Raw genomic sequence first — 23,814 nt, 5'->3', positions numbered from 1 at the left:
AGCGTGCTTCAGGCGCGACGCCACGGCGTCGCCCTCGCCCGCCCTCACGCTCACACCTATTGAAGAGATCACTGCAATGACCAAGCAAATCCAGGACGCCTACATCGTCGCCGCCACCCGCACCCCGGTTGGCAAGGCGCCCAAGGGCATGTTCCGCAACACCCGTCCGGACGACATGCTCGCCCACGTGCTCAAGAGCGTGGTCGCCCAGGCCCCGGGCGTGGACGTCAACCGCATCGACGACGCCATCATCGGCTGCGCCATGCCCGAAGCCGAGCAAGGCATGAACGTGGCGCGCATCGGCGTGCTGCTGGCCGGCCTGCCCAACACCATCGCCGCGCAGACGGTGAACCGCTTCTGCTCCTCCGGCCTGCAGGCCGTGGCCATGGCTGCCGACCAGATCCGCCTGGGCAACAGCGACCTGATGCTGGCCGGCGGCACCGAGTCGATGTCGATGGTGCCGATGATGGGCAACAAGATCGCGATGGCGCCGAGCGTGTTCGACAACGACCACACCGCCATTGCCTACGGCATGGGCATCACCGCCGAGAAGGTCGCCGAAGAATGGAAGGTCTCGCGCGAGGACCAGGACGCTTTCGCCCTGGCCTCGCACCAGAAGGCCATCGCCGCGATCCAGAACGGCGAATTCAAGGACGAGATCAGCCCGTACGAGATCGTCTCGCACCTGCCTGACCTGGCCGACGGCAAGCGCATCATCACCCGCAACAAGCTCGCCGACACCGACGAAGGCCCGCGCCTGGATTCCTCGGCCGAGGGCCTGGCCAAGCTGCGCCCGGTGTTCCGCAACGGCCAGTTCGGTGGCAGCGTGACCGCCGGCAACTCCTCGCAGATGAGCGACGGTGCCGGTGCAGTGCTGCTGGCATCGGAGCAGGCCATCAAGGACTACGGCCTGACCCCGCTGGCCCGCTTCGTCAGCTTCTCGGTGGCCGGCGTGCGCCCGGAAGTGATGGGCATTGGCCCGATCGCCGCAATCCCGAAGGCGCTCAAGCAGGCCGGCCTGAGCCAGGACCAGCTGGATTGGATCGAGCTCAACGAAGCCTTCGCCGCACAGTCGCTGGCGGTCATCCGCGACTGCGGCCTGGACCCGAGCAAGGTCAACCCGCTGGGCGGCGCCATCGCCCTGGGCCACCCGCTGGGTGCCACCGGCGCGATCCGTACCGCGACCATCCTGCACGGCCTGCGTCGCCGCCAGCAGAAGTACGGCATGGTCACCATGTGCATCGGCACCGGCATGGGCGCTGCCGGCATCTTCGAGTCGCTGTAATCCAACTCGCCGGATGACGCCGAAAGGGCGGCCCGCGGGCCGCCCTTTTTTTGTGCGCATCGACGTGATGCCCTGAAACCAACGCCCTGATGCTTCGCGTGATGCAAAAAGCAGGAAGGGCAGCCAGTGGCTGCCCTTCTGCCCGTCAACCTTGAAGGTCGACGTCCTGCAAGCGCGGAGCTTACTCGGCCAGCATCTTCTGCATGACTTCGCGCGCCGGGCCCGCCAGCTTCGGGTTCTCCAACGCGAAACGGACCGTGGCTTCGACCAGCCCGAGGTGCGTGCCGCAATCGAAGCGGGTACCTTCAAATCGAAAGGCATCCACCTGCTCGCTGGTGAGCAGCTGCGCGATCGCATCGGTCAGCTGGATTTCCCCGCCCGCCCCAGTCCCAGTGGACTCGAGCAGTTCGAAGATCTTCGGGCTCAGCACGTAACGGCCGACCACGGCCAGGTCACTGGGCGCGTCCTCCGGCTTGGGCTTCTCGACGATCTGGGTGATATGCCCCTTGCGCCCGTCGAACTTGTCGGTGGCGACGATGCCGTAGCTGCCAGTCTTCTCGTGGGGCACGTCCTCCACCGCGATGACGCTGGCCCCCGATGCCTCATTGAGATCGGCCATCTGCTTGAGCGCGCCGTCGCCACGATTCCAGATCAGGTCGTCCGGCAACAGGACCGCGAACGGCTCATCTCCAACGATCGGCTTGGCACACAGCACCGCGTGCCCCAGGCCCAACGCCTCGGTCTGGGTCACGAACACCGCGCGCACGCCCTTGGGCAGCACGTGGCGGATCTGCTCCAACTGCTCGGTTTTGCCGGCGCGCTCGAGCTTCTGCTCCAGCTCGTAGGCCTTGTCGAAATAATCGGCCACCGCATGCTTGTAACGGTTGGTGATGAAGATCAGCGTATCGCAACCGGCCTCGATGGCTTCATCCACCGCGTACTGGATCAGCGGACGATCAATGATCGGCAGCATCTCCTTCGGCACGGTCTTGGTCGCAGGCAGGAAGCGCGTCCCCAGGCCCGCCACGGGAAACACCGCCTTCTTGATACGAACACTCATCAATGAATCCTTCCAGCTTCTTTGGTGGGGAACGGCACGATCTTGGCCGAGGTACTGGGCACTCCCGGCTCCTCGATCGGCTTGAACTCGGGAATGGTGGCGGTCAGGATCTGCTGCATCGCCTCGATATCATAGGAAGCAATGGCCTTGCGCAGCGCCGCCACGTTGCCAAGCACCAGGTCAGGCGAGAACTCACGCACGCCGGCTTCCATCACTTTGGGGTGAGCGGTCGGCTGGCAGTTTTCGTCGTGGTAGAACAGGCTCTCGTGCAGCTTCTCACCAGCACGCAGGCCCGTGTAGACAATGCCGATGTCCGCGCCGGGCACCTTGCCGGCCAGCCGGATCATCTGCTCGGCCAGGTCCCGGATCAGCACCGGCTCGCCCATGTCCAGCATGTAGATGGCGCCACGCGAGGACGAGGCGGCCGCCTGCAGGATCAGCAGGCAGGCTTCCGGGATCGTCATGAAGTAGCGGCTGACGTCCGGGTGGGTGACCGTCACCGGCCCCCCCTTGCGGATCTGCTCGCGGAAGAACGGCACTACGCTACCCACCGAACCGAGCACGTTGCCGAAGCGGACGGTGACAAAGCGGGTCGATGGCGCGCGCTTGTTCAGGCTCTGGCAGATCATTTCGGCGTAGCGCTTGCTCGCACCCAGTGCGTTAACCGGGTCCACCGCCTTATCGGTGGAAATCAACACGAAATTCTCGACCCCGGCTTCCGCACAGGCCGAAGCGACGCATTCGGTTGCCAGCGTGTTGTTGCGCACCGCTTCACGCAACTGATCCTCAAGCAACGGCACCTGCTTGTAGGCGGCCGCATGGAACACGGTATCGGGCCGGAAGGTGCGCAAGGCATGGCGGATCACGGCCGGATCGCCGCAATCACCCAGCACTCCCTGTACATCCAGATCAGGGAAGTTGCGCCGCAGTTCTGCCTGGATGTTGATCATCAGCAGCTCACTGATCTCCAGCACGACGACGCGGGTAACACCATGCCGCGCGCACTGCCGGCACAGCTCCGAACCAATCGAACCACCGCCGCCGGTCACCAGCACCGTACGTCCCCGCAGCCAACCGCGGATCAGCTCCCAGTCGGGCAGGATCGGCTTGCGGCCCAGCAGGTCCTCGATGGCCACTTCCTTGAGTTCACCGGGAAGCGAGCTGCCCTCCAGGATATCGGTCAACCTCGGCACGGTCCGGAATGGCAACCCGGTCCGCTCGCACAGGCCCACGATGCGCTGCATGCCGGCGGCATCGATGGTTGGAATGGCAATCACGAGCAGCTTGCTGCTGGTCTCCCGGGCAACCGAGACCAGATCGTTGATCTTGCCGAGGATTGGCACGCCATGCAGCTTCGCACCCTTCAGATGAATCGAGTCATCGACCAGCCCGACGGGCTCATAGTCGCCCGAGCGACGCAGGTCCTTGATCAGGCCTTCCGCCGCCTGCCCCGCACCGATGACCAGCACGCGGCGTGCCCGCGCATCCGAATGCACGGACTGATAATCCTTCCAGGCCCGGTACAGCAACCGCGGCGTGCCCAGCAGCGCCGAAAGCGCAAACGGATAGACCACCAGTACGGAGATCGGAATGCCGTGAAGCCGCCGGTAGGTGAACAGGACAACGATGGCCAGCAGGCCAATGAAGCTCGCCTTGAAGATGTTGATCAGGTCCGCAACGCTGGCGAAACGCCACAGGCCTTGATAAAGCCCGACCTTCCAGAACGCGATTCCCTGTATCGCCACCACGGCCAGCACGTCCAGCGAGAACAGCGGCTGGTCAGGCGCGTTGTCCAGCATCGCGTAGCGCGCGGCAAACAGCAGCTGCCACCCCAGCCAGACCATGACCAGATCGTGGAGCATCACCGCATAGCGCAGACCACTACCGGGGAATCGATCATGCCAGGATGCCATTCAGTCGTCGTCCTTATTGAAAAGCCCGATGCGCAGGAAACCCCAGGCGGCTGCAAGCGCAGCCCCCCAGCCCAATCCCCCTGCCCATCCCCAACCTAGGGGAAGGCTTGAAAAGAATACCGTAAATGCCACTCCCGACAGCGTAAGACTGGCGTACATGACCGTGACAATGGCGTGACTTCGGCCACGTTTCACGAACCGCTGATACAGATGCTGGGTATGCGGCTGCATCCAGCGCTCACCCTTGAGTATCCGCGCCAACAAGGTGAACCCCGCATCAACAAGGAACACCGACGGCAGTACCAGCCACAACGGCGGGGCCAGCACTGTCGTGCACATGCCCAGTGCCAGCAATCCGGCAACGAGGTAGCCCAGCGCGCCACTGCCCACATCCCCCATGAAGATCCGGGCACGCGGGAAGTTGAACGGGAGAAACCCCAGGCAACCGGCCGCCAACACTGCGCCCGCGATTCCCAGGGGCCAGGGCAAGAGCACTGCCACCCCGATGCCGACCAGTGCCGCCTGACTGGCGGCCAAGCCGTTGATGCCATCCATGAAGTTCCAGATGTTGATCAGCGACACCGCCAGGAACGCACAGAACGCCGCTTTCAACGGGTCGCCGGTCGCCCCCAGCACTACCCCGCCCAGCATCAGCGATGCAAGCAGGTGAACACCCAAGCGTGGTAGCGCGGGAAGTGGCCGATGGTCGTCCCACCACCCGATTCCCGCCACCAACAGCAACCCTACCGCGAAGACCAGCAGCGCGAACGCGTAAGCGGGGTACAGGAAAGCCAGAACGGAACAGGCAAACACCTGCGATGCAACGATCCCGATCCCGCCACCGCGTGGTGTGGTGACCTGGTGGCTGCGCCGCTCGCCGGGAAGATCGACCAATCGACGACGGATCGCGTAGTGGATGGCCAGCCAGGTCACCCATGCCGCCAGCGCCAGCGTCGCCAGCGGCAGAAGTAAGAACGGCGTCGGCACGGTTCAGAGCACCGCGAAGTTCAGCAGCGGCTTGACCGTGCCCCACTCCTTGCAGCTCGGGCATTGCCAGTGGTGCGTCCTGGCACCGAAGCCACAACGCGTGCAGCGATAGGCCGGATTGCGGACCAGCAACTGGTCGGTGATGTGCTTGAGGTCCTGCAGCGTGGCGACCGGGTCGGCGCCCTCGGCCAGGGTCAGGTCGATCAGCGCCGATTCACCGCGCACCGAAGGACGATCCTTCAGCTGTCGTCCCAGATAGGCGCGTGCAGGCGCAGTGCCTTCCTGCTCCTCCATCAGACGGGTCAACGCCAGCACCGGCGCGATGCCCCGGTAGTGCTCGGTCATCTCGGCCAGGAACGCACGCGCGCCAGCCAGATCACCGACATTCCGGTAGTTCTTCAACAGCTGCGGCAGGATCTCCGGCAGGTAGTCCGGGTCATTGCGTGCCGCACGCTCGAACGCACGCACCGCGGCTTCGTCATTGCCGAAGTCGCTCTCCAGGCGGCCCTCGATGATGCCGGCACGCACGCTCATCGCATCCGCCGCATTGGCGCGGTTGATCGCCGCGCGCGCATCCTCCAGACGGCCCGCGGCGCGATAGCGCTCGGCCAGCTCGCATTCGAACTGCCCGATCAGCTTGCCCATCGGTTCGTCGGTGACCTGCTCGTAACGGGTAGCGTTCTCGATCGCCTTTTCCCAGTCGCGCTCGGCCTGGTAGATGCTGATCAGGTGCTTGAGCGCCTGCGGCGCACGCTGGTCCAGCCTGGCCAGGTCGGTGAACACGGTTTCGGCGCGGTCAAGCAGGCCGGACTTCATGTAGTCCTCGCCCAAGGCGAGCAATGCCTGCACGCGCTGCGCATCGCTCAGGTCATTGCGGTTGACCAGGCCCTGATGCAGGCGGATGGCGCGATCGACTTCGCCGCGGCGGCGGAACAGATGCCCCAGCGCCACCTGCGTCTCGAAGGTTTCCTTGTCCAGCTCGGCGATATGCAGGAACAGCTCGATGGCCTTGTCCGGCTGCTCGTTGAGCAGGTAATTCAAGCCGCGGAAATAGGTACTGGAAAGCCGGCTGACCTGGTTCTCGCTATGCCGTTGCCCCCCACGGCGGCCCACGACCCAGCCGCTGAGCGCGGCAAGCGGCAGGAACAGGAAGAACCAGAACCACTCACTGATGAATTCCATCTGCGATCAGCGCCCGTCGAAAGGAGAAGGGGATTGCGTCGTTTCGGCCGGTGCTGCCGCCGCGTTGGCTGCAGCCACCACTTTGTTGGCACGGCGCAGCTTGGCGTACATCGGCACGACCAAGCCTGCCATCACCATGCCGCCGCCCACCAGGGCGCCGAGCAACAGCGAGGCGATGATTGCCACCCCGGAGGTGGTCTTGAGCATCCAGAAGGCCAGGCTGATCTGGATGGGTTGCGAGTTGAGCGAACCAATCACCAGTCCTCCGACGAGGACGGCCAGCAGGAGCACTAAACGAAAAATCTTCATGGCGCCGTCTGCTCCGATAACAAGAGCCGGTAGCTTACCGAATCAGCGCATGAATTCGCAGCAGGAACCGGGCAGGCTCAGGCGGGATCGCTTTCCAGCGGGATGACGGAACTGACGCGCTCGCGCAATTCCTTGCCTGGCTTGAAGTGCGGCACGTGCTTGCCCGGCAGTGCGACCGAGTCACCCGTCTTCGGGTTGCGGCCCAGGCGCGGCGGGCGGTAATGCAGGGAAAAACTCCCGAAACCGCGGATCTCGATGCGATCCCCGGAGGACAGCGAACCCCCCATCATTTCCAGCAAGGACTTCACCGCCAGATCGACATCATCGGCCTTCAGGTGCGCCTGGTGGCGCGCGAGGATTTCGATCAGTTCGGATTTGGTCATTGCGTACTCGCCAATGGCTGGTTCTCTAGCCTGAAGCGGCCCGGACTGATCGTCCGGGCCGCCCAGATACATCTACAACAAGGATGTCCGATTATTACTCGGACTTGTTGCCATTCAACTGCGCGCGCAGCAGGGCACCCAGCTGGGTGGTGCCGCCCGAAGAGGACTGGTATTCCTCCAGCACTTCGCGCATTTCAGCATCGTCCTTGGCCTTGATCGACAGCTGCAGGGTGCGGCCCTTGCGGTCCATGCCCACGAACTTGGCTTCGACCTTGTCGCCGACCTTCAGGAACTGGGTGGCGTCGTCGACGCGCTCGTTGGCGACGTCACGTGCCGACACGTAGCCTTCGATGCCGTCAGCCAGCTCGATGGTCGCGCCCTTGGCGTCAACTTCCTTCACGACGCCTTCGACCTTCGAACCCTTCGGGTTGGCAGCCATGTACTGGCCGAACGGATCCTGCTCCAGCTGCTTGACGCCCAGCGAGATGCGCTCACGCTCCGGATCAACCGCCAGCACGACGGCATCCAGGGTGTCGCCCTTCTTGAAGTTGCGGACCACGTCTTCGCCGGTGGTGTTCCAGCTGATGTCGGACAGGTGCACCAGGCCGTCGATACCGCCGTCCAGGCCGATGAAGATGCCGAAGTCAGTGATCGACTTGATCTGGCCCGACACCTTGTCGCCCTTCTTGTGGATGGCAGCGAAGGTTTCCCACGGATTGGCGGCAACCTGCTTCATGCCCAGCGAGATGCGGCGACGCTCTTCGTCCACGTCCAGCACCATCACTTCGACTTCGTCACCGACCTGCACGACCTTGGACGGGTTGACGTTCTTGTTGGTCCAATCCATCTCGGACACGTGCACCAGGCCTTCGACGCCCGGCTCGATCTCGACGAACGCGCCGTAATCGGTCACGTTGGAGACCTTGCCGAACACGCGGCTGTTGGCCGGGTAACGACGCGAGATGTTGTCCCACGGATCCTCGCCCAGCTGCTTCAGGCCCAGCGAAACGCGGTTGCGCTCGCGGTCGAACTTCAGCACGCGCACGTCCAGCTCGTCGCCGACGTTCACGACTTCGGACGGATGGCGCACGCGCTTCCATGCCATGTCGGTGATGTGCAGCAGGCCGTCGATGCCGCCCAGGTCCACGAACGCGCCGTAGTCGGTCAGGTTCTTGACGACACCCTTCAGGATCGCGCCTTCCTGCAGCTTGTCCATCAGCTGCTCGCGCTCTTCCGAATGCTCGCTCTCGACGACTGCACGGCGGGAAACGACCACGTTGTTACGCTTGCGGTCGAGCTTGATGAGCTTGAACTCCAGCTCCTTGCCTTCCAGGTAGGCCGGGTCGCGCACCGGGCGCACATCGACCAGCGAACCGGGCAGGAACGCGCGGACATCCTTGATGTCCACGGTGAAACCACCCTTGACCTTGCCGCTGATGCGGCCGGTGATGGTTTCGTTCTTTTCCAACGCTTCTTCCAGCTCGTCCCACACCATGGCGCGCTTGGCCTTCTCGCGCGACAGGACGGTTTCGCCGAAGCCGTTCTCGATGGAGTCCAGCGCGACCTTCACCTGGTCGCCCACGCCCACATCGATCTCGCCAGCGTCGTTACGGAACTGTTCGATCGGCACGATGCCTTCGGACTTCAGGCCGGCGTTGATCACGACCACGTCGCCGCGGACGTCAACGACGGTACCGACAACGATGGCGCCGGGCTTCAGCTTGGCCAGGTTGGCCTGGCTGGCTTCAAACAGTTCTGCAAATGATTCGGTCATTGGATTTACTCAGTTGAACACACGGACAGCGGATTCGTTGCGGAAACCCGGACTGTCCAGCCTGTTGTACGACCCCAAGCAGGCGGCCGTGTGAATGGAAAAGCCCACCACGCACCATTGCGCAGCGGGGTTGTTGCAACTTCTCTTCGCGACTGCGGCCGGTGCACTGGCCACACTCAACACTGCGTGGATCACGGGCCCGTTGCGGGGACCAGATCCAGCACCTTGGCAACGACGTCGTCGATGCCAATTCCGCTGGTGTCGATGAAGACGGCGTCTTCGGCCGGCTTCAGGGGCGCCACTGCGCGCTGTGCATCACGGGCGTCGCGGGCCATGATCTCGCGCAGGAGGTCATCAAAGTTAACCGAAACCCCTTTTTCTTTCAACTGCTTATGCCGGCGATTGGCACGTTCCTCGGCGCTGGCGGTCAGGAAGACCTTGAATGGGGCATCCGGGAAGATCACCGTCCCCATGTCGCGCCCGTCAGCCACCAGGCCCGGCTCGGCCCTGAATGCGCGCTGGCGCTCCTTCAGCGCCGCACGCACCTCCGGGATGGCCGCGATCGCCGAGGCCAGCGCGCCCGTGGTCTCCAGCCGCAACTCATCGGTGGCGTCGGTGCCATTGACCAGCACGCGCAGGCTTTCACCCTGTTCAGCGAACTGAACCCGGGTATCGAAGGTGCAACGCACCAGCGCCGAGGCATCGGAGGTGTCGATATCGGCCCAGCTCGCCGCCACGCCCACCGCCCGGTACAGTGCGCCCGAATCCAGGTAGTGCCAGCCCAGGCGGCGCGCGACGATGCGGCTGACCGTGCCCTTGCCGGCCCCGGACGGGCCATCGATGGTGAGAACGGGGGGGAGCTGGCTCATGTGGCTGCCTGAGTCTGAACGGGAATCGCGCTATTCTAACGCCCCGCGCGGACGCCCCGCCGCCCGATTTGCCGCAACCACTTGAACGCGCATGGAAATGCCCGGTAGAATGGCGGGCTTGAACGAGCGTCATCCTGCATATCCGCGGCCGCGCTCCTGAGATTCCCAACAGTTATCCGCCGAGGTATGCCATGAAAGTCCTGTCCTCCCTGAAGTCGGCGAAGGCTCGTCACCGCGATTGCAAGGTCGTTCGCCGTCGCGGCAAGATCTTCGTGATCTGCAAGTCGAACCCGCGCTTCAAGGCTCGCCAGCGCTGAGCCAACTGGCCTAGGCCAGCACCGGTCGCCGCAAGGCCGCCGGAATCCGCAAAAAGCCGCCTTCGGGCGGTTTTTTGCATCCAGCTTCCGGCACAGACGTGTTCCAGCGCAACCAAACGACGCCAAGCCGGTTTTTCGTCGCCGTTTTTTGCTGTAATCGCCACTTGTCCTCTGGGGAGAAGCGACCATGAAGCAATTGTTCCAAGCACTGACCCTGACCGCCCTGCTGGGCGGGGCACCGGCCGCGATGGCCGACACCCTGCTCATCGACCGCGCCCAGGAAAAGCCGGCCGGCGCCCTGCCGGCACGCGGCGACACCGCGCAGCAGGTGGAAGCCCGCTTCGGCGCGCCGCAGGAGCGGCTGGAGCCGCGTGGCGGCCAGAAGCGCCAGTGGCCGACCATCAACCGCTGGGTCTACCCGGCGTTCACCGTGTATTTCGAACGGCAGCGCGTCATCGACGTGGTGGCCAACCAAGCCAGCCCCGGTGAAGTCGGGCCCAAGCCGCCGATCCGCTGACCCTTGTCCCGGCGGCCGGTGCCGGTCATCGGTCGCCGCCTACGCCCGCGCCAGCGCGTCGGGCCCTGAAACTGCAGGAAGAAATGAACGACACGCTCCGCTTCCCGGCCGAATGGGAATCCCAGTCCGGCGTCCTCATCGCCTGGCCACACGCCGACACCGATTGGGCCGAGCGCCTGGCCGAGGTCGAAGAAACCTATATCGCGCTGGTTGCCGCCATCACCCGCTTCCAGCCGGTACTGATCTGCGTGGCCGATGACGACGTCGAGACCTACGCCGAAATGCGCCTGCGCTCGAACCGGATCGACATGGCGCGCGTGCAGTTCGTCACCGCGCCGTACGACGACACCTGGTTGCGTGACTCCGGCCCGATCACCCTCACCCGCGCCGACGGCAGCTTCCAGCTGCTGGACTTCCGCTTCACCGGCTGGGGCGGCAAGTTCGACGCCAACCTCGACGACCAGCTGGTCGGCGTGTTGCACGGCGCCGGTGTGTTCAACGCGAAGGCTGATGTCCGCAGCATTCCGTTCGCCCTGGAAGGCGGCGCGATCGACACCGACGGTGCCGGCACCCTGCTGACCACCTGGCAGTGCCTGCATGAGCGCCACCCGGAGCGTGACCGTGCCTCGCTGGGCGCGGACATGGCGCAGTGGATGCAGCAGGACCGCGTGCTGTGGCTGGACCACGGCTACCTGGAAGGCGACGACACCGACGCCCACGTCGATACCCTCGCCCGTTTCTCCTCGGCCGACAGCATCGTCTACCAGAACTGCGATGACCCGCAGGACTCGCATTACGCCGAACTGCAGGCCATGGGTGCCGAGCTGGCCGCACTGCGCACCGCCGATGGACAGCCCTACCGCCTGTTCCCGCTGCCGTGGGCACAACCGGTGCTGGACGAAGGTCGCCGCCTGGCGGCCTCCTACGCCAACTTCCTGATCATCGACGGCGCGGTACTGATGCCAGCCTATGGCGACGCGGCCGACGATGCCGCGCGCGACGTGCTGGTGCAGGCGTTCCCGGGTCGCGAGATCGTGCAGGTCCCCTGCCGCTCGCTGATCTGGCAGAACGGCAGCCTGCATTGCATCACCATGCAGTTGCCGGCCGGCCTGCTCAAGCACTGAGCCGGCCGCGGAGGAGCCCGGCCATGCCCGGCTCCTCCCATCACCTTGAACATGCGGAAAGCCGCCGGACAACACCCGGCCGCACGCTGCCCGAAGTCGTTCAGCCCCCACCACGTCGCGCCTGCGCATCCGCGCTAACATGCGCGTTTTCCACCGCAGGATCCGCATCACATGAACGCGCGCAGCCCCCTTACCGTCGCCCTGGTCCAGGAGCGCAACCACGGCGATGCCGCTGCCAACCTGGCAGTGATCGAAGCACGCGTGGCCGAGGCCGCCGCGCAGGGTGCGAAGCTGGTGCTGCTGCAGGAGCTGCATAACGGCCCGTACTTCTGCCAGCACGAATCGGTGGACGAGTTCGACCTGGCCGAGCCGATCCCCGGCCCGAGCACCGAACGCCTGGGCGCGCTGGCGAAGAAGCATGGCGTGGTGATCGTCGGTTCGCTGTTCGAACGCCGCGCCGCCGGCCTGTACCACAACACCGCGGTGGTCTTCGAGAAGGACGGCACCCTGCTGGGCAAGTACCGCAAGATGCACATCCCCGACGACCCGGGCTTCTACGAGAAGTTCTACTTCACCCCGGGCGACATCGGCTTCAAGCCGATCGACACCTCGGTCGGTCGCCTCGGCGTGCTGGTGTGCTGGGACCAGTGGTATCCGGAAGCCGCGCGCCTGATGGCGCTGGCCGGCGCCGACCTGCTGCTCTACCCCACCGCCATCGGCTGGGACCCGGACGACGTGCAGGACGAGAAGAACCGCCAGCGCGATGCGTGGGTGCTGAGCCATCGCGGCCACGCCGTGGCCAATGGCCTGCCGGTGCTGAGCTGCAACCGCGTCGGCCACGAGCGCTCGCCACTGGGCGCCTCGGGCATCGACTTCTGGGGCAACAGCCACATCCTCGGCCCGCAGGGCGAGTTCCTGGCCGAAGCCGGCACCGATCCGACCCTGCTGGTCTGCGACGTCGACCTGCAGCGCAGCGAACACGTCCGCCGCATCTGGCCGTTCCTGCGCGACCGCCGCATCGATGCCTACGGCGACCTGCTCAAGCGCTACATCGACTGACCCAAGGGTGCCCGTGAGCCTGCAGCTGCGTCCGGCCACCCCGGCCGACATCCCCGCCATCACCGCCATCTACGCGGTGGAGGTGGAAGAACTGGTCAACACCTACGAATACGAGGTGCCGGACGAAGCGGAGATGGCACGGCGCATGGCCGACATCACCGCGCGCGGCTTCCCCTACCTGGTCGCCACCATCGACGGCCAGGTCGCCGGCTATGCCTATGCCAACAGCTACCGTGCCCGCATTGCCTACCAGTGGACGGTGGAAAACTCGGTCTACGTCGATGGTCGCTTCCAGGGCAAGGGCGTGGGCAGCGCGCTGATGCAGGCGTTGATCGATGCCTGCACCGCGCGCGGCTACCGGCAGATGGTGGCGGTGATCGGTGAACCCACCAACACCGCCTCGATCAAGCTGCACGAACGTTTCGGCTTCCACCTGGTCGGTATCTTCCGCGGGCTCGGCCGCAAGCATGGCCGCTGGCTGGACACGGTGCAGATGCAACGCGCCCTCGGCGACGGCACCGACAGTGCCCCCTCCAATGAATGACGCAATGAACGACTCCTCGCAACACGCCGGCACTGAACTGCTTGCCGGCCAGCCGGTCCGCATCGTCGAACGCGACGGCGTGCGCTACACCCTGCTCGGCACGGCCCACGTCTCGCTGGCCAGCGTACAGGCAGTGGAAGAAGCCATCGGCAGCGGCCAGTTCGATGCGGTCGCGGTCGAGCTGGATCCGCAACGCCTGGTCGCACTGACCAACCCGAATGCGATGGCGCAGCTGGACCTGGTCGAGGTCATCCGCAAGGGCCGCGTGGCCCTGTTCGCGGCCAACCTCGCCCTGGCCGCCTACCAGCGCCGCCTCGCCGACCAGCTGGGCATCGAACCGGGCGCCGAGCTCAAGCGTGCGGTGACACTGGCCAAGGAAGACGACCTGCCGGTGCACCTGATCGACCGCGACGTCGGGCTGACCTTCCGCCGTGTTTCGCAGCGGCTGGGCCTCTTTGGCAAGATCAAGCTGATCGCCGGCCTGGGGGCCGGGTTGTTCTCGTCCGAGGACGTCGGCGAGGACGAGATCGAGAAGCTCAAGCAGGGCGACATGCTCGAGTCGAGCTTCGGCGAGTTCGCCAAGGAAAGCCCGGCGCTGTACGAGACCATCATCGGCGAGCGCGACCGCTACATGGCCACCCGCCTGCGCCAGGAGCACGACAGCGCGCAGCGCAACGTGCTCGCCGTGGTGGGCGCTGGCCATCTGGCCGGCCTGGCCCGCTATCTGGAAACCGACAACGAGCCGCCGGCGCAGGTGCGCGAGCAGCTCGAATCGGTGCCCAAGAAGCGCAACGTCCCGTGGATCACGCTGACCATCCTGGCCGTGGTGCTGGCCGGCATCGGCATCGGTTTCTGGAAGGGCGGCATGAACATGGGCGCGCAGATGCTGGCGATCTGGGCGCTGTACACCGGCGGTCTGGCCGGCCTGGGCGCCCTGCTCGCCGGCAGCCACCCGCTGAGCATCCTGACCGCGATCGCGGTGGCTCCCTTCAAACCGTTCCGCCTGAGCATCCCGACCGGTGCATTCGCCGCACTGGTGGAAACCCGGCTGCGCAAGCCGACTTACCAGGACTTCCTGCAGCTGCGCGACGACGCACAGACCCTGAAGGGCTGGTACCGCAACCGCGTCACCCGCATCACGTTGACCTTCATGCTGACCAACCTCGGCAGCATGCTGGGGCTGTGGCTGACGGGTTTCAGCGTCTATGGAAAGCTGGCTGGCTGAGAGCCCCCGTTCTCCCACGCGCACGAAGGCGGTGCAGTGCAGCGGATGAAGGTGCTTTGGCCTTTCGGCATGGATTACTCAAAGCCTGCCCTCACCCCAACCCCTCTCCCGCATGCGGGAGAGGGGCTTTGAGCGGCCTCCCTGCCATCCCGCTACACGATACGTCGGCAGGCGCTTCCTTCTCCTGCATGCGGGAGAAGGTGGTGCCGAGCGCCGGATAAGAGAGCTTTGGCCTTTCGGTTGGATTATCCAGAGCCTGCCCTCGCCCCAACCCCTCTCCCGCATGCGGGAGAGGGGCTTTGAGCCGTTTCAAGCGACCGCGGCGTTCACTTCGTCGCAATGAAAAGGCCCGCATCGCTGCGGGCCTTTTCAATTTCAACTTCGGGATGGATCAACTCTCCAGCGCCACCTCGCGCTCCGCTGGCAGACCGCGCGCGCGACGCACCGAACGTGCGGTGCCCCGGCGCAGGTCGTCCAGCAGTGCGTAGATGGTCGGCAGGAACAGCAGGCTGACCACCGTCGAGAACGCCAGGCCACCGGCAATCGCACGGGCCATCGGGTAATACGGCGGCATGCCGTCGGCGGTCTGCGTATTCAGGGCAATCGGGATCATCGCCAGGATCGCGGTACCCATCGTCATCATGATCGGGCGCAGGCGCTCGCGACTGCCCTCCACCAACGCATCGGTGCGCGCCATGCCACGCCGTCGCAGGTTGTTGATGTGCTCGATCATCACGATGCCGTTGTTCACCACCACGCCCATCAGCACCAGGATGCCGATCACCGCCATGATGTTCATCTCGGTGCCGGTCAGCCAGAACAACCAGTACACGCCGAAGATGGAGAACAGCACGCAGGACATGATCGCGGCCGGGAACAGCAACGATTCGAACACCGCCGCCATGATCACCATCATCAACACCAACGCGATCACGATGGCGCGCAGCATCTGGTCCATGCCATCGAAGTTGATGTTGAAGCCGGCGCCATTGAACGTGAAGCCGTAACCCGGCGGGAACTCCATGTCGCCCAGCGTGGCCTCCACCGACTTGCGCGCGTCCTCCATCGACACATCCTTGGCCAGGCCGGCCTCGATCCGCAGCATGGTCTGCCGGTTCAGGCGCTGGATCGCATTGGCGGCCGGGTTGACGTTGACGTCGACCATCGCCAGCAACGGGATCTCCTTGCCGGACGCGCTGCGCACCATGAACGAGGACAGGTCCTCGATGCTGTAGTGGTCCGAGCCGGCGAAGCGCACATTGACCGGGATCTCCACATCGTCACGGTGGAAATCCCGCAGCGACGAGCCGCGCAACGCCATGCCGACGAACTGCGCCACCTGCTGCGCGCTGAAGCCGTAGGCCGCCGCGCGCTCGCGATTCACCTGCACCGCCAGCTCGGAATTGGCATCACCGATGTCCACGCGCACGTCGCGCAGCTTCGGGTTACGTGACAGGATCGGCATGATGTCGTCGGCCAGCTCGCGCAGCGTCTGGCTGGAATCACCCACCAGGCTGAAGCGCACGCCCTGCCCTTCGCTGCCCATGCCGCCGGGCCAGCCGATGCCGATCTTGGCCCGCGCCGACTGCGGCAGCCCCTTGCGAACCTCCTCCTCGATCTTCTTGCTGATCTCGCGGTCGTCGATGTTCAGGTACAGGCGCGTCTGCGCCCAGCCCTGCTCGGAATAGCGGCTGTACACCCGCTTGACGTGGAATTCCTCGCGGTTGGCGTTGACGAAGTCCTCCACCCGCTGCACTTCCTTGCCCATCTCCTCCTTCGAGTAGGAGCCCTTCCACTGGTAGAAGATGTTGATCTCGTCCGGGTCGTTGTCGTCACCGCCACCGGCCGTGTTCATCATCGGGAACACGCTGATCGCCGAGATCAGCACGATGCCGGCCACGCTCCAGCCACGGTGCTCCAGCGTCCAGCGCAGCACGCGTGCATAGCGGGTCTGCAGCCTGCTGATCAACGGTGACTTCACCGCCGGCGGCGTCTTCATGCGTGCCGACAGCATCGGGATCAGGCTCACCGCCACCAGCCACGATGCAAGCAGCGAGAAGGAGATGGTCACCGCCAGCTGCGACAGGTAGATGGTGATGATGTTCTTCTCGCCGAACATCATCGGCAGGAACACCACGCAATGGCACAGCGTACCGGCCGACAGCGCGATGGCGACGTGCCGGGTACCGATGATCGAGGCCAACTCCGGCTGGTTGGGAAACTTCTCCCGCTCCTGGTAGATGCTCTCCACCACCACCACGGCGTTGTCGACCAGCATGCCAACCGCCAGCAGCAAGCCCATCATCGAGATGATGTTCAGGCTGATGCCGGTGAAGTACATGAAGCCCAGCGTCATGATGAAGCAGATCGGGATCGCCATCGACACCATCAGCGTCGACGGCCAATGCCGCAGGAACGCGTACAGCACGATCACCGACAGCAGCAGGCCGATCGCACCGGCCTCGGCCAGCGCGAGCAACGAGCTGGTCACCGCCTTGCCCGAGTCGTAGGCCACCTCGACGTCGACCCCGCGCATCGCCGGGTCCTGCTCGAGCACCTTGATCTCCTGGCCCACCGCACGCGACAGGTCCACCAGGTTGGCCGAACGCTCCTTGTAGATGTCCACGCCGACGCTGGGCTTGCCTTCCATCTGCCGCACGTAGCTCATGCGCTGCGGCTGCAGGCTGACATCGGCGACATCGGACAAGCGCGTGCCACGGTTGTTGACCGGCAGGTTGCGCAGCGCCTGCAGCTCCAGCAGCTCGCCGCGGGGCTGCACGCGCAGGCGTCGTCCATCCTCGGTGATCTGCCCTGCGGACACCGAGAAGTTGGCCGCCTGCAGCTTCTCGACCAGTTCATTCAGGGCGATGCCATGCGCGCTGATGCGGTCCTTGTCCAGCGCCACCAGCACTTCCTGCTTGGCCACGCCTTCCACTTCCACGCGCGCCACGCCCGGCAGGCGCTCCAGGTGCTGCTTGATGCTGCGCTCGATCATGTCCGCGCGCGCGGTCAGGTCCTCGTTGCTGTTCAAGCGTAGGCTGATCGCCTCCTGGTCGCTGGTGCTCCAGCGCTGCACGTAGTAGCGGCGGAAGTCATCCGGCAGCTGGTCGCGCACCGCGTCGATGCGCTCGCGCGCTTCGGACGCGGCCATGGCGATGTCGCGGCTCCAATCGCTGAACTCGACCTGGATCTGGCCGCCTTCGGCATTGGCACGCGAGTTCATCGTCTTGATGCCCGGCATCGTGGCGATGGCCTCTTCCACCGGGCGCAGCAGGTTGCGCTCGACTTCCTCCGGCGTCGAGCCTGGATAGGGCAGCGAGACGAAGAAGAACGGGATGGTGGCTTCCGGCTCGGACTCCAGCGGCAGCCGGAACGAGGCGATCAGGCCGATCACCACCATCGACACGAACAGCATGATGGTGGTGACGGGACGGCGGATGGAAAGCTCGGTGATGTTCATCCGGTTCAGTCCCTGGCGCCGCCGATGGCATCGTCTTCGTGCGCGATCACCTGCTCGGCCTGCGCGGCGGCCAGGCGTGCACGACGGCCACGCTCGGCATAGAACTCATCCGGCTTGCGGTCCAGCAGGTCGTACACCACCGGGATCACCACCAGCGTCAGCAGCGTGGAGACCAGCAGGCCGCCGATCACGGTGATCGCCATCGGCGAGCGCACCTCGGCGCCCTGGCCGAAGGCCAGCGCCAGCGGCAAGAAGCCGAACACCGCGCACAAGGTGGTCATCATGATCGGGCGCAGGCGCGAGCGCGCACCCTCCACCAATGCCTGGCGCTTGGCCACGCCGTCCTCGCGCAGCTGGTTGACCTTGTCGATCAGGATGATCGCGTTCTTCACCACCAGGCCAACCAGCAGGATCAGGCCGATGAACACCACCACCGATACCGGCGAACGCGACAGCAGCAGCGCCGCCACCGCACCGACCAGCGCCAACGGGATGGTGAACAGGATGACGAACGGGTGCAGCAGCGATTCGAACTGCGATGCCATCACCAGGTAGACCAGGAAGATCGCCAGCCCGAAGGCGAACAGCAGCGAGCGGATCGATTCGCCCAGTTCCTCGCCCTGGCCACCGATGCGCATGCCGACATCGGTGCCCAGCGGATTCTTGGCGACCATGCTCTGCACTTCGGTGATGGCCTTGCCCAGGTCGATGTCACGCAGGTTGGCCGAGACGATCGCCACGCGACGCTGGTCGGCGCGGTGGATCTCGCTCGGGCCGGTGGTGGCGATGACGTCGGCCACCGAGATCAGCTCCACCGGCTTGTTGCCGCTGGGGTTGACGATCAGCCGGCGGATGTCGTCCACCGAGGCACGCTCGGATTCCTGCACGCGCACCAGCACGTCGATCTTGCGGTCACGGAAGCTGTAGCGGGTGGCGACGTTGCCGCGCACCTTGTTGACCACCGCATCGGCGATCTGGCGCGTGGTCAGGCCCAGCGCGGCGGCGCGGTCCTGGTCGAACACGATCTGGATCTCCGGGAAGCCCTGCTCCACCGTCGACTTCACGTCGGCGTAGTGCGGGCTCTGGCGCAGCATCGCGGCCAGGCGGTTGCCGGCCACGCGGATCGATTCGAGGTTGTTGCCTTCGATCTCGATCTCCAGCGGCGCGGCCAATGCGAACAACTCCGGCCGCGCGAAGTCCACCTGCGCTTCCGGCCACTGCTTCATGGTCTGCCGCAGGCTTTCGATCAGCGCCGGCTCACGCCGGGTGTCGCTCATCACCACCGAGAGCTTGCCGATGTTCTCGCCGCTTTCGGTTGGGCTGGCGTCCAGGCGGGTACCGGTACCGGACACGCCGTACAGCAGGCGCACGCCTTCTTCGCCTGCATGCTGGCGCTGCACTTCGCGCACCAGCGCATCGGTCCTGGCCAACGGCGTACCCGGCGGCAGCTTGGCGGTCATGTCGAAGCGGTCCTGCGCCAGCTGCGGGATCAGATCCACGCCCAGCAGCGGCAGCGCGGCCATGGTCAGCGCGAATGCCAGCGCGGCGCCACCGAGCACCGGCCAGGGGCGCTTCAGCGCCGCCGGCAGGATCCGCAGGTAACCGGCCTCAGCGCGGCCATACGGCGCCATCGCCAGGTCACTGGCCTTGCGCATCACCGGACCCACCACCGCGGCGATGCCGCGGAAGATCCGCACCACCAGCCACGCCAGCGAGAAGAAGCCGTAGCGGAACAGCGCACCCACGCCACGCCCGGCGTAGGCCGCCGGCTTCTTCCAGCGGCTTTCCGGACGCCACGGCTCACGCACCGCCTCGGACGGGAACTCCAGCGGCGGACGCCCCTTGAGCGCGCTCAGCATCGGGATCAGCGTCATCGACACCACCAGCGACACCGCGATGGCGATCGACACGGTCAGCGCCTGGTCGCGGAACAACTGGCCGGCGATGCCTTCCACGAACACCAGCGGCAGGAACACCGCGATCGTGGTGAGCGTGGAGGCGACCACCGCCATGAACACTTCGCGCGTGCCCTTGATCGCCGCTTCCAGGATGCCCATGCCGCGCTCGCGCGCCTTGGCGATGGATTCCAGCACCACGATCGAGTCGTCCACCACCAGGCCGGTGGCCAGTGCCAGGCCGCCCAGCGACATCACGTTCAGGCTCAGGCCCAGCTGGCCCATGAAGAAGAACGTGGCGATGATCGAGATCGGCAGCGACAGCGAGATGACGAAGGTGCTCCAGCCATCGCGCAGGAACAGGAAGATGATCAGGATCGACAGGATGCCGCCGATCACCGCATCGATCTTCACGTCCTTGATGGCGTGGCGGATGAAGACCGACTGGTCCTCCACCATCGTCATCTCGATGTCCTTGGGCAGCTCCTTGCGGATCGTCTCCAGGCGCTTCTCCAGCGCGTCGGCCGTGGACACCGTATTGGCGTCGCCTTCCTTGTAGATGGCCAGCTCCACTGCCTCGTGGCCGGCGCTGCGGATGACTGCCTCGCGCTCCTTGTACCCCTGCCGCACGTCGGCGACGTCCTTCAGGCGCACGCTCGGCGCACCGTTGCTGGTGTCGCTGCGCAGCGCGGCGATCACGTTCGGATCGCTGCTGCCCAGGATCGCCGTCATCAGCTGCGGGTTGGTGCCGGTCGAGCTGCTGGACGAGGCACCCGCCGTGGTGGTCAGCAGCATCTCGCGCATCTGCTCGACCGTGGCGAACTGGTTGACCGTACGCACCAGGTAACGCTGCGAACCTTCCTCCAGGCGTCCGCCGGACAGGTTCACGTTCTCCTGCTGCAGGCGCTGGATCACGTTGTCCAGCGACAGGCCCAACTGGGCCAGCTTGCGCTGGTCGATGTCGACCTGGATCTCATCCTCCAGGCCACCGCCCACCTTCACCGCCGCCACGCCGGAGACCGGTTCGAGCTTGCGCTTGAGGTCCTCGTCGGCATAACGGCGCAGTTCCATCAGGCGACGGATCGCATCGGCCTCGTTGCCGGCGTCCTGCCGGGAGGACAGTGCAAGGCGCATGATCGGCTGAGTCGACGGGTTGAAGCGCAGCAGCACCGGGGCCTTGGCCTCCAGTGGCAGCTGCAGCGTCTCCATCTTGTCGCGGACGTCCAGGCCCGCTTGCTGCATGTCCGTGCCCCAGGCGAACTCGAGCACCACATCGCTCTGCCCGGTACGCGAGATCGACTTCAGCTTGCGCAGGCCCTTGACGATGCCCAACGCTTCTTCGGCCGGCTGCGAGATCAGTGTTTCAACTTCCGCCGGTGCCGCGCCCTCATAGTCGGTGCGCACCGTCAGCGTCGGGTAACTCAGGTCCGGCAGCAGCTCGACCTTCAGGCTGGACAGCGAGATCAGGCCGAACAACACCAGGGTAAGCGTCATCATCGCGATGGTGACGCGGCGGCGCGTGGCGAACTCGATCAGGTCGAAGCCACCGCCGGACGCCGATGGTCCGTGCGCACTCATTGCTTGGTCGCCCCCGCGGCCGGTGCCTGGGCGGCCGCGGCCACCTTCTTCTCCTGCCCGATGACCTGCACGGCACTGCCTTCGCGCAGCGCCGCCTTGCCGGCGATCACCACCTCATCGCCGCTCTTCAGGCCTTCGCGCACTTCGATCCAGCCGGCATCGTCGTAGCCCAGCTTCAGCGTGGCGCGTTGTGCCTTGCCGTCGCGCACGACGTACACGGCCGGCTCACCGCCGTCCTCCAGCAGCGCGCTGCGCGGCACCACCAACGCGTCGGCACGCTGGTCGTAGTTGATGCTCAGGCGACCGAACATGCCCGGCTGCAGGTCCCCTTCGCCGGAGAACGAGGCGACCACGCGGAAGGTGCCGGTGCCGTTGTCCACCACCGGCGCGACGCGGTCCACCGTACCGGTGAACGGCTTGCCCGGCAGCGCGTCCACCGCCAGCCCGACCGCCTGGCCCGGCTTGAGCTTGGCGATCTCGCGCTCGGGCACATTCAAGGTCGCTTCCAACCGGGAGCTGTCGACGATGCGGATGATCGGCGAGTTGATCTGCACGAAGTTGCCCGGCTTGATGTCACGCGAAGCCACCACGCCGGCAATGGGTGCCACCACCGTGGTGTAGGACAGTTCCAGCGTCGCCATGCGGTACTGTGCACGTGCGTTCTCAAGGTCGTAGCGCAGCTGGTCCACGTCGGCGGCGCTGACCAGCTGCTGCTGCACCAGCTTTTCGGCGCGGTGGTAGCTGTTCTCCAGCTTGCGCATCTGTGCCTCGCTCTGCGCCACGCTCAGGCGCGCGCGGTCCGGATCCAGCCGCACCAGCGCCTGGCCGGCACTGACCTGCTGTCCTTCCTCGACCAGCACTGCCAGCGCAACGCCCGACGTCTTGGCCACCACCTGTGATTCGGCCCGGGCCTCGAGCGCGGCGGTACCGGCATAGCTGGCGGCGATCGCGCGATGGACGGCCTTGGCCACCTCGACCGGAACCGCGTCGGACGCCTTCTGCTCCTCCGGAGCCTTGGCCTTGGCCTCTTCGCCGCCTGCCTTGCATCCGCCCAGCAGCAGCGAGGTGGTAATGAGAAGTGCAGCGGCGCAGCTTCCGGTGCGGCCGTGCTGAGAGAAGAATCGCGACATCGTCAGGTCCCTGGGGATGCATTGGCGGGGTGTTGTAGCAAAGTATTGCACCACCCCACAGGGACACCATGCCCCAAAGGTCATGCCCGTCCCCTTCCTGCCCACAAATACTGACGCGCCGCAGCATCGGACCGGGTACCGGACCGGTAAATACGCGGGCTATACTCGGCCCGTTCCGTGTCCCCCACGGCGGAACAACAGACCCGCTTACCGGACAAGGAAACCATGCGCCCGCAGCCGCTCGCCGCTTGTTTCGTTCTGGCTTTCGCCCTGACCACCGGGGCCGCCCTCGCAGAACCGCCGTCTGATCCACCCGCCGCACCGGCCCCTGCACCCGCAGCCGCCGCGCCTGCAGCCCCCGTGGGGAACCCCGAAGCCGGACGCACCCTGGCCTATACCTGCCAGGGCTGCCACGGCATCACCGGCTACAAGAATGCCTATCCCAGCTACCGCGTGCCCAAGATCGGCGGCCAGTCGGCGCAGTACCTTTCCCAGGCGCTGACCGAATACCGCGAAGGCAAGCGCAAGCACCCGACCATGCAGGCCCAGTCGATGAGTTTCAGCGCGCAGGAAATCGCTGACCTCGCCGCTTACCTGTCCACCATCAAATAGGCATCGCCCATGTCGAAAGCAACGCACGCAACGCGCTTGTCCATCGTCCTGCTCGCTGCCTTGGCGCTGGCAGCGTGCTCACAATCGGAAGTGGAGTCGGCCAGCACCTCCGCCGGCGATCCCGGCCATGCCAGCGGCGAACACGGTTCGAGCTCCTCCGCCGGCCTGCCACAGGGCCGCATCGCCATCGGCGAACAGTTGGCCAACGCCAAGGGCAAGGCCACCGGCCAGAGCTGCATCGATTGCCACGGCGCGGACGGCAACGCCCCGATCGACCCCACCTACCCGCGCCTGGGGGGCCAGTACGGCGATTACCTCGCCCATGCGCTGCAGGCCTATCGACGCGGCGACCGCGACCACATGCTGATGACCCCGCAGGCCGCCAGCCTCAGCGACCAGGACATCGCCGACCTTGCCGCCTACTTCGGCTCGCGTCCCACCCAGTTGCGTGACCTGCACGGCGTGAACTGAGCCGGCCCGGCAACCGAACCACTCTGACAGACGCAAAAATGCCGCCCAAGGGCGGCTTTTTTGCGTGCCGGCGTGTTTGATCCCGCCTGCTTGAGCCTCTCTCCCGCCAACATGCGAGGG

Annotated in this window: 20 protein-coding genes and 1 pseudogene; 9 read left to right on the top strand and 12 right to left on the bottom strand. The window is 65.6% G+C overall.

From position 1 onward, the window contains the following. The first annotated feature begins 76 nt into the window (after nt 1-76). Complete coding sequence (locus VA603_RS16450) at nt 77-1,285, top strand: acetyl-CoA C-acyltransferase (protein WP_313251238.1); 1,209 nt, start codon at nt 77-79, stop codon at nt 1,283-1,285. A gap of 181 nt (nt 1,286-1,466) precedes the next feature. Here VA603_RS16450 and galU read toward each other — a convergent pair whose 3' ends face one another. The 8 genes from galU to cmk all read right to left on the bottom strand — a co-directional run bounded on the left by galU (nt 1,467) and on the right by cmk (nt 9,762). Beyond that, on the bottom strand, nt 1,467-2,345 hold the full coding sequence (gene galU, locus VA603_RS16445; protein ID WP_323439472.1) for a UTP--glucose-1-phosphate uridylyltransferase GalU: 879 nt from the start codon (nt 2,343-2,345) through the stop codon (nt 1,467-1,469). Continuing rightward, nucleotides 2,345-4,258, bottom strand: coding sequence for a polysaccharide biosynthesis protein (locus VA603_RS16440; RefSeq protein WP_323439471.1), 1,914 nt, complete (start codon nt 4,256-4,258; stop codon nt 2,345-2,347). Before VA603_RS16440 ends, galU begins: the two co-directional genes overlap by 1 nt. Then, nucleotides 4,259-5,245: an MraY family glycosyltransferase gene (locus VA603_RS16435; RefSeq protein WP_323439470.1), complete on the bottom strand. Its 987-nt coding sequence runs from the start codon at nt 5,243-5,245 to the stop codon at nt 4,259-4,261. A gap of 3 nt (nt 5,246-5,248) precedes the next feature. Beyond that, on the bottom strand, nt 5,249-6,427 hold the full coding sequence (lapB, locus tag VA603_RS16430; RefSeq protein WP_192288113.1) for a lipopolysaccharide assembly protein LapB: 1,179 nt from the start codon (nt 6,425-6,427) through the stop codon (nt 5,249-5,251). 6 nt (nt 6,428-6,433) lie between these two features. Beyond that, on the bottom strand, nt 6,434-6,736 hold the full coding sequence (locus VA603_RS16425; RefSeq protein WP_132862827.1) for a lipopolysaccharide assembly protein LapA domain-containing protein: 303 nt from the start codon (nt 6,734-6,736) through the stop codon (nt 6,434-6,436). Between the two features lie 77 nt (nt 6,737-6,813). Further along, the gene (locus VA603_RS16420; protein ID WP_132866053.1) at nt 6,814-7,119 is read right to left on the bottom strand and encodes an integration host factor subunit beta; all 306 of its coding nucleotides are present in this window, start codon (nt 7,117-7,119) and stop codon (nt 6,814-6,816) included. Between the two features lie 94 nt (nt 7,120-7,213). Continuing rightward, nucleotides 7,214-8,893, bottom strand: coding sequence for a 30S ribosomal protein S1 (gene rpsA, locus VA603_RS16415; RefSeq protein ID WP_132862826.1), 1,680 nt, complete (start codon nt 8,891-8,893; stop codon nt 7,214-7,216). Between the two features lie 191 nt (nt 8,894-9,084). Beyond that, entirely contained in the window at nt 9,085-9,762 is a 678-nt protein-coding gene (cmk, locus tag VA603_RS16410) for a (d)CMP kinase (RefSeq protein WP_323439469.1), read from the bottom strand. A gap of 191 nt (nt 9,763-9,953) precedes the next feature. On the opposite strand from cmk, the gene ykgO reads away from it, so the two are divergent. From ykgO to VA603_RS16380, 6 genes are all read left to right on the top strand, one after another. Next, entirely contained in the window at nt 9,954-10,079 is a 126-nt protein-coding gene (gene ykgO / locus VA603_RS16405) for a type B 50S ribosomal protein L36 (protein WP_005409283.1), read from the top strand. 187 nt (nt 10,080-10,266) lie between these two features. Beyond that, complete coding sequence (locus VA603_RS16400) at nt 10,267-10,596, top strand: hypothetical protein (protein WP_132862824.1); 330 nt, start codon at nt 10,267-10,269, stop codon at nt 10,594-10,596. 83 nt (nt 10,597-10,679) lie between these two features. Continuing rightward, complete coding sequence (locus VA603_RS16395) at nt 10,680-11,720, top strand: agmatine deiminase family protein (protein ID WP_323439468.1); 1,041 nt, start codon at nt 10,680-10,682, stop codon at nt 11,718-11,720. A 171-nt stretch (nt 11,721-11,891) separates the two neighbouring features. Continuing rightward, nucleotides 11,892-12,779 carry a carbon-nitrogen hydrolase gene (locus VA603_RS16390; protein WP_323439467.1) on the top strand — a complete coding sequence of 296 codons (888 nt, stop codon included), beginning with the start codon at nt 11,892-11,894 and terminating at the stop codon, nt 12,777-12,779. Between the two features lie 13 nt (nt 12,780-12,792). Continuing rightward, a complete protein-coding gene (locus VA603_RS16385) occupies nt 12,793-13,323 on the top strand; it encodes a GNAT family N-acetyltransferase (RefSeq protein ID WP_323439466.1) in 531 nt (176 codons plus the stop codon). Then, nucleotides 13,316-14,548 (top strand): TraB/GumN family protein, encoded by a 1,233-nt coding sequence (locus VA603_RS16380; protein WP_323439465.1) that lies wholly within the window; start codon nt 13,316-13,318, stop codon nt 14,546-14,548. Before VA603_RS16385 ends, VA603_RS16380 begins: the two co-directional genes overlap by 8 nt. Before the next feature lie 391 nt (nt 14,549-14,939). On the opposite strand, the gene VA603_RS16375 is transcribed toward VA603_RS16380, so the two are convergent. The 4 genes and pseudogenes from VA603_RS16375 to VA603_RS16365 form a co-directional block, all read right to left on the bottom strand. Next, the gene (locus VA603_RS16375; RefSeq protein WP_323439464.1) at nt 14,940-18,008 is read right to left on the bottom strand and encodes an efflux RND transporter permease subunit; all 3,069 of its coding nucleotides are present in this window, start codon (nt 18,006-18,008) and stop codon (nt 14,940-14,942) included. A gap of 5 nt (nt 18,009-18,013) precedes the next feature. Further along, entirely contained in the window at nt 18,014-19,639 is a 1,626-nt protein-coding gene (locus tag VA603_RS19570; protein ID WP_425603744.1) for an efflux RND transporter permease subunit, read from the bottom strand. Between the two features lie 180 nt (nt 19,640-19,819). Next, a pseudogene (locus tag VA603_RS19565) lies at nt 19,820-21,481 on the bottom strand (efflux RND transporter permease subunit); the annotation flags it as partial. Continuing rightward, nucleotides 21,478-22,611, bottom strand: coding sequence for an efflux RND transporter periplasmic adaptor subunit (locus VA603_RS16365; protein ID WP_132862817.1), 1,134 nt, complete (start codon nt 22,609-22,611; stop codon nt 21,478-21,480). The gene VA603_RS16365 and the pseudogene VA603_RS19565, both read right to left, overlap by 4 nt. 225 nt (nt 22,612-22,836) lie before the next feature. On the opposite strand from VA603_RS16365, the gene VA603_RS16360 reads away from it, so the two are divergent. Together VA603_RS16360 and VA603_RS16355 are read left to right on the top strand one after the other, a co-directional pair. Then, complete coding sequence (locus VA603_RS16360) at nt 22,837-23,223, top strand: c-type cytochrome (protein ID WP_323439463.1); 387 nt, start codon at nt 22,837-22,839, stop codon at nt 23,221-23,223. A gap of 9 nt (nt 23,224-23,232) precedes the next feature. Next, nucleotides 23,233-23,694 carry a c-type cytochrome gene (locus VA603_RS16355; protein ID WP_323439462.1) on the top strand — a complete coding sequence of 154 codons (462 nt, stop codon included), beginning with the start codon at nt 23,233-23,235 and terminating at the stop codon, nt 23,692-23,694. The last annotated feature ends 120 nt before the right edge of the window (nt 23,695-23,814 follow it).

It is taken from the genome of Stenotrophomonas capsici, assembly GCF_034961085.1.
GTDB lineage: Bacteria > Pseudomonadota > Gammaproteobacteria > Xanthomonadales > Xanthomonadaceae > Stenotrophomonas > Stenotrophomonas capsici.
The sequence above is the reverse complement of the archived record's forward strand: the minus strand, read 5'-3'. Positions and strand labels throughout refer to the sequence as shown.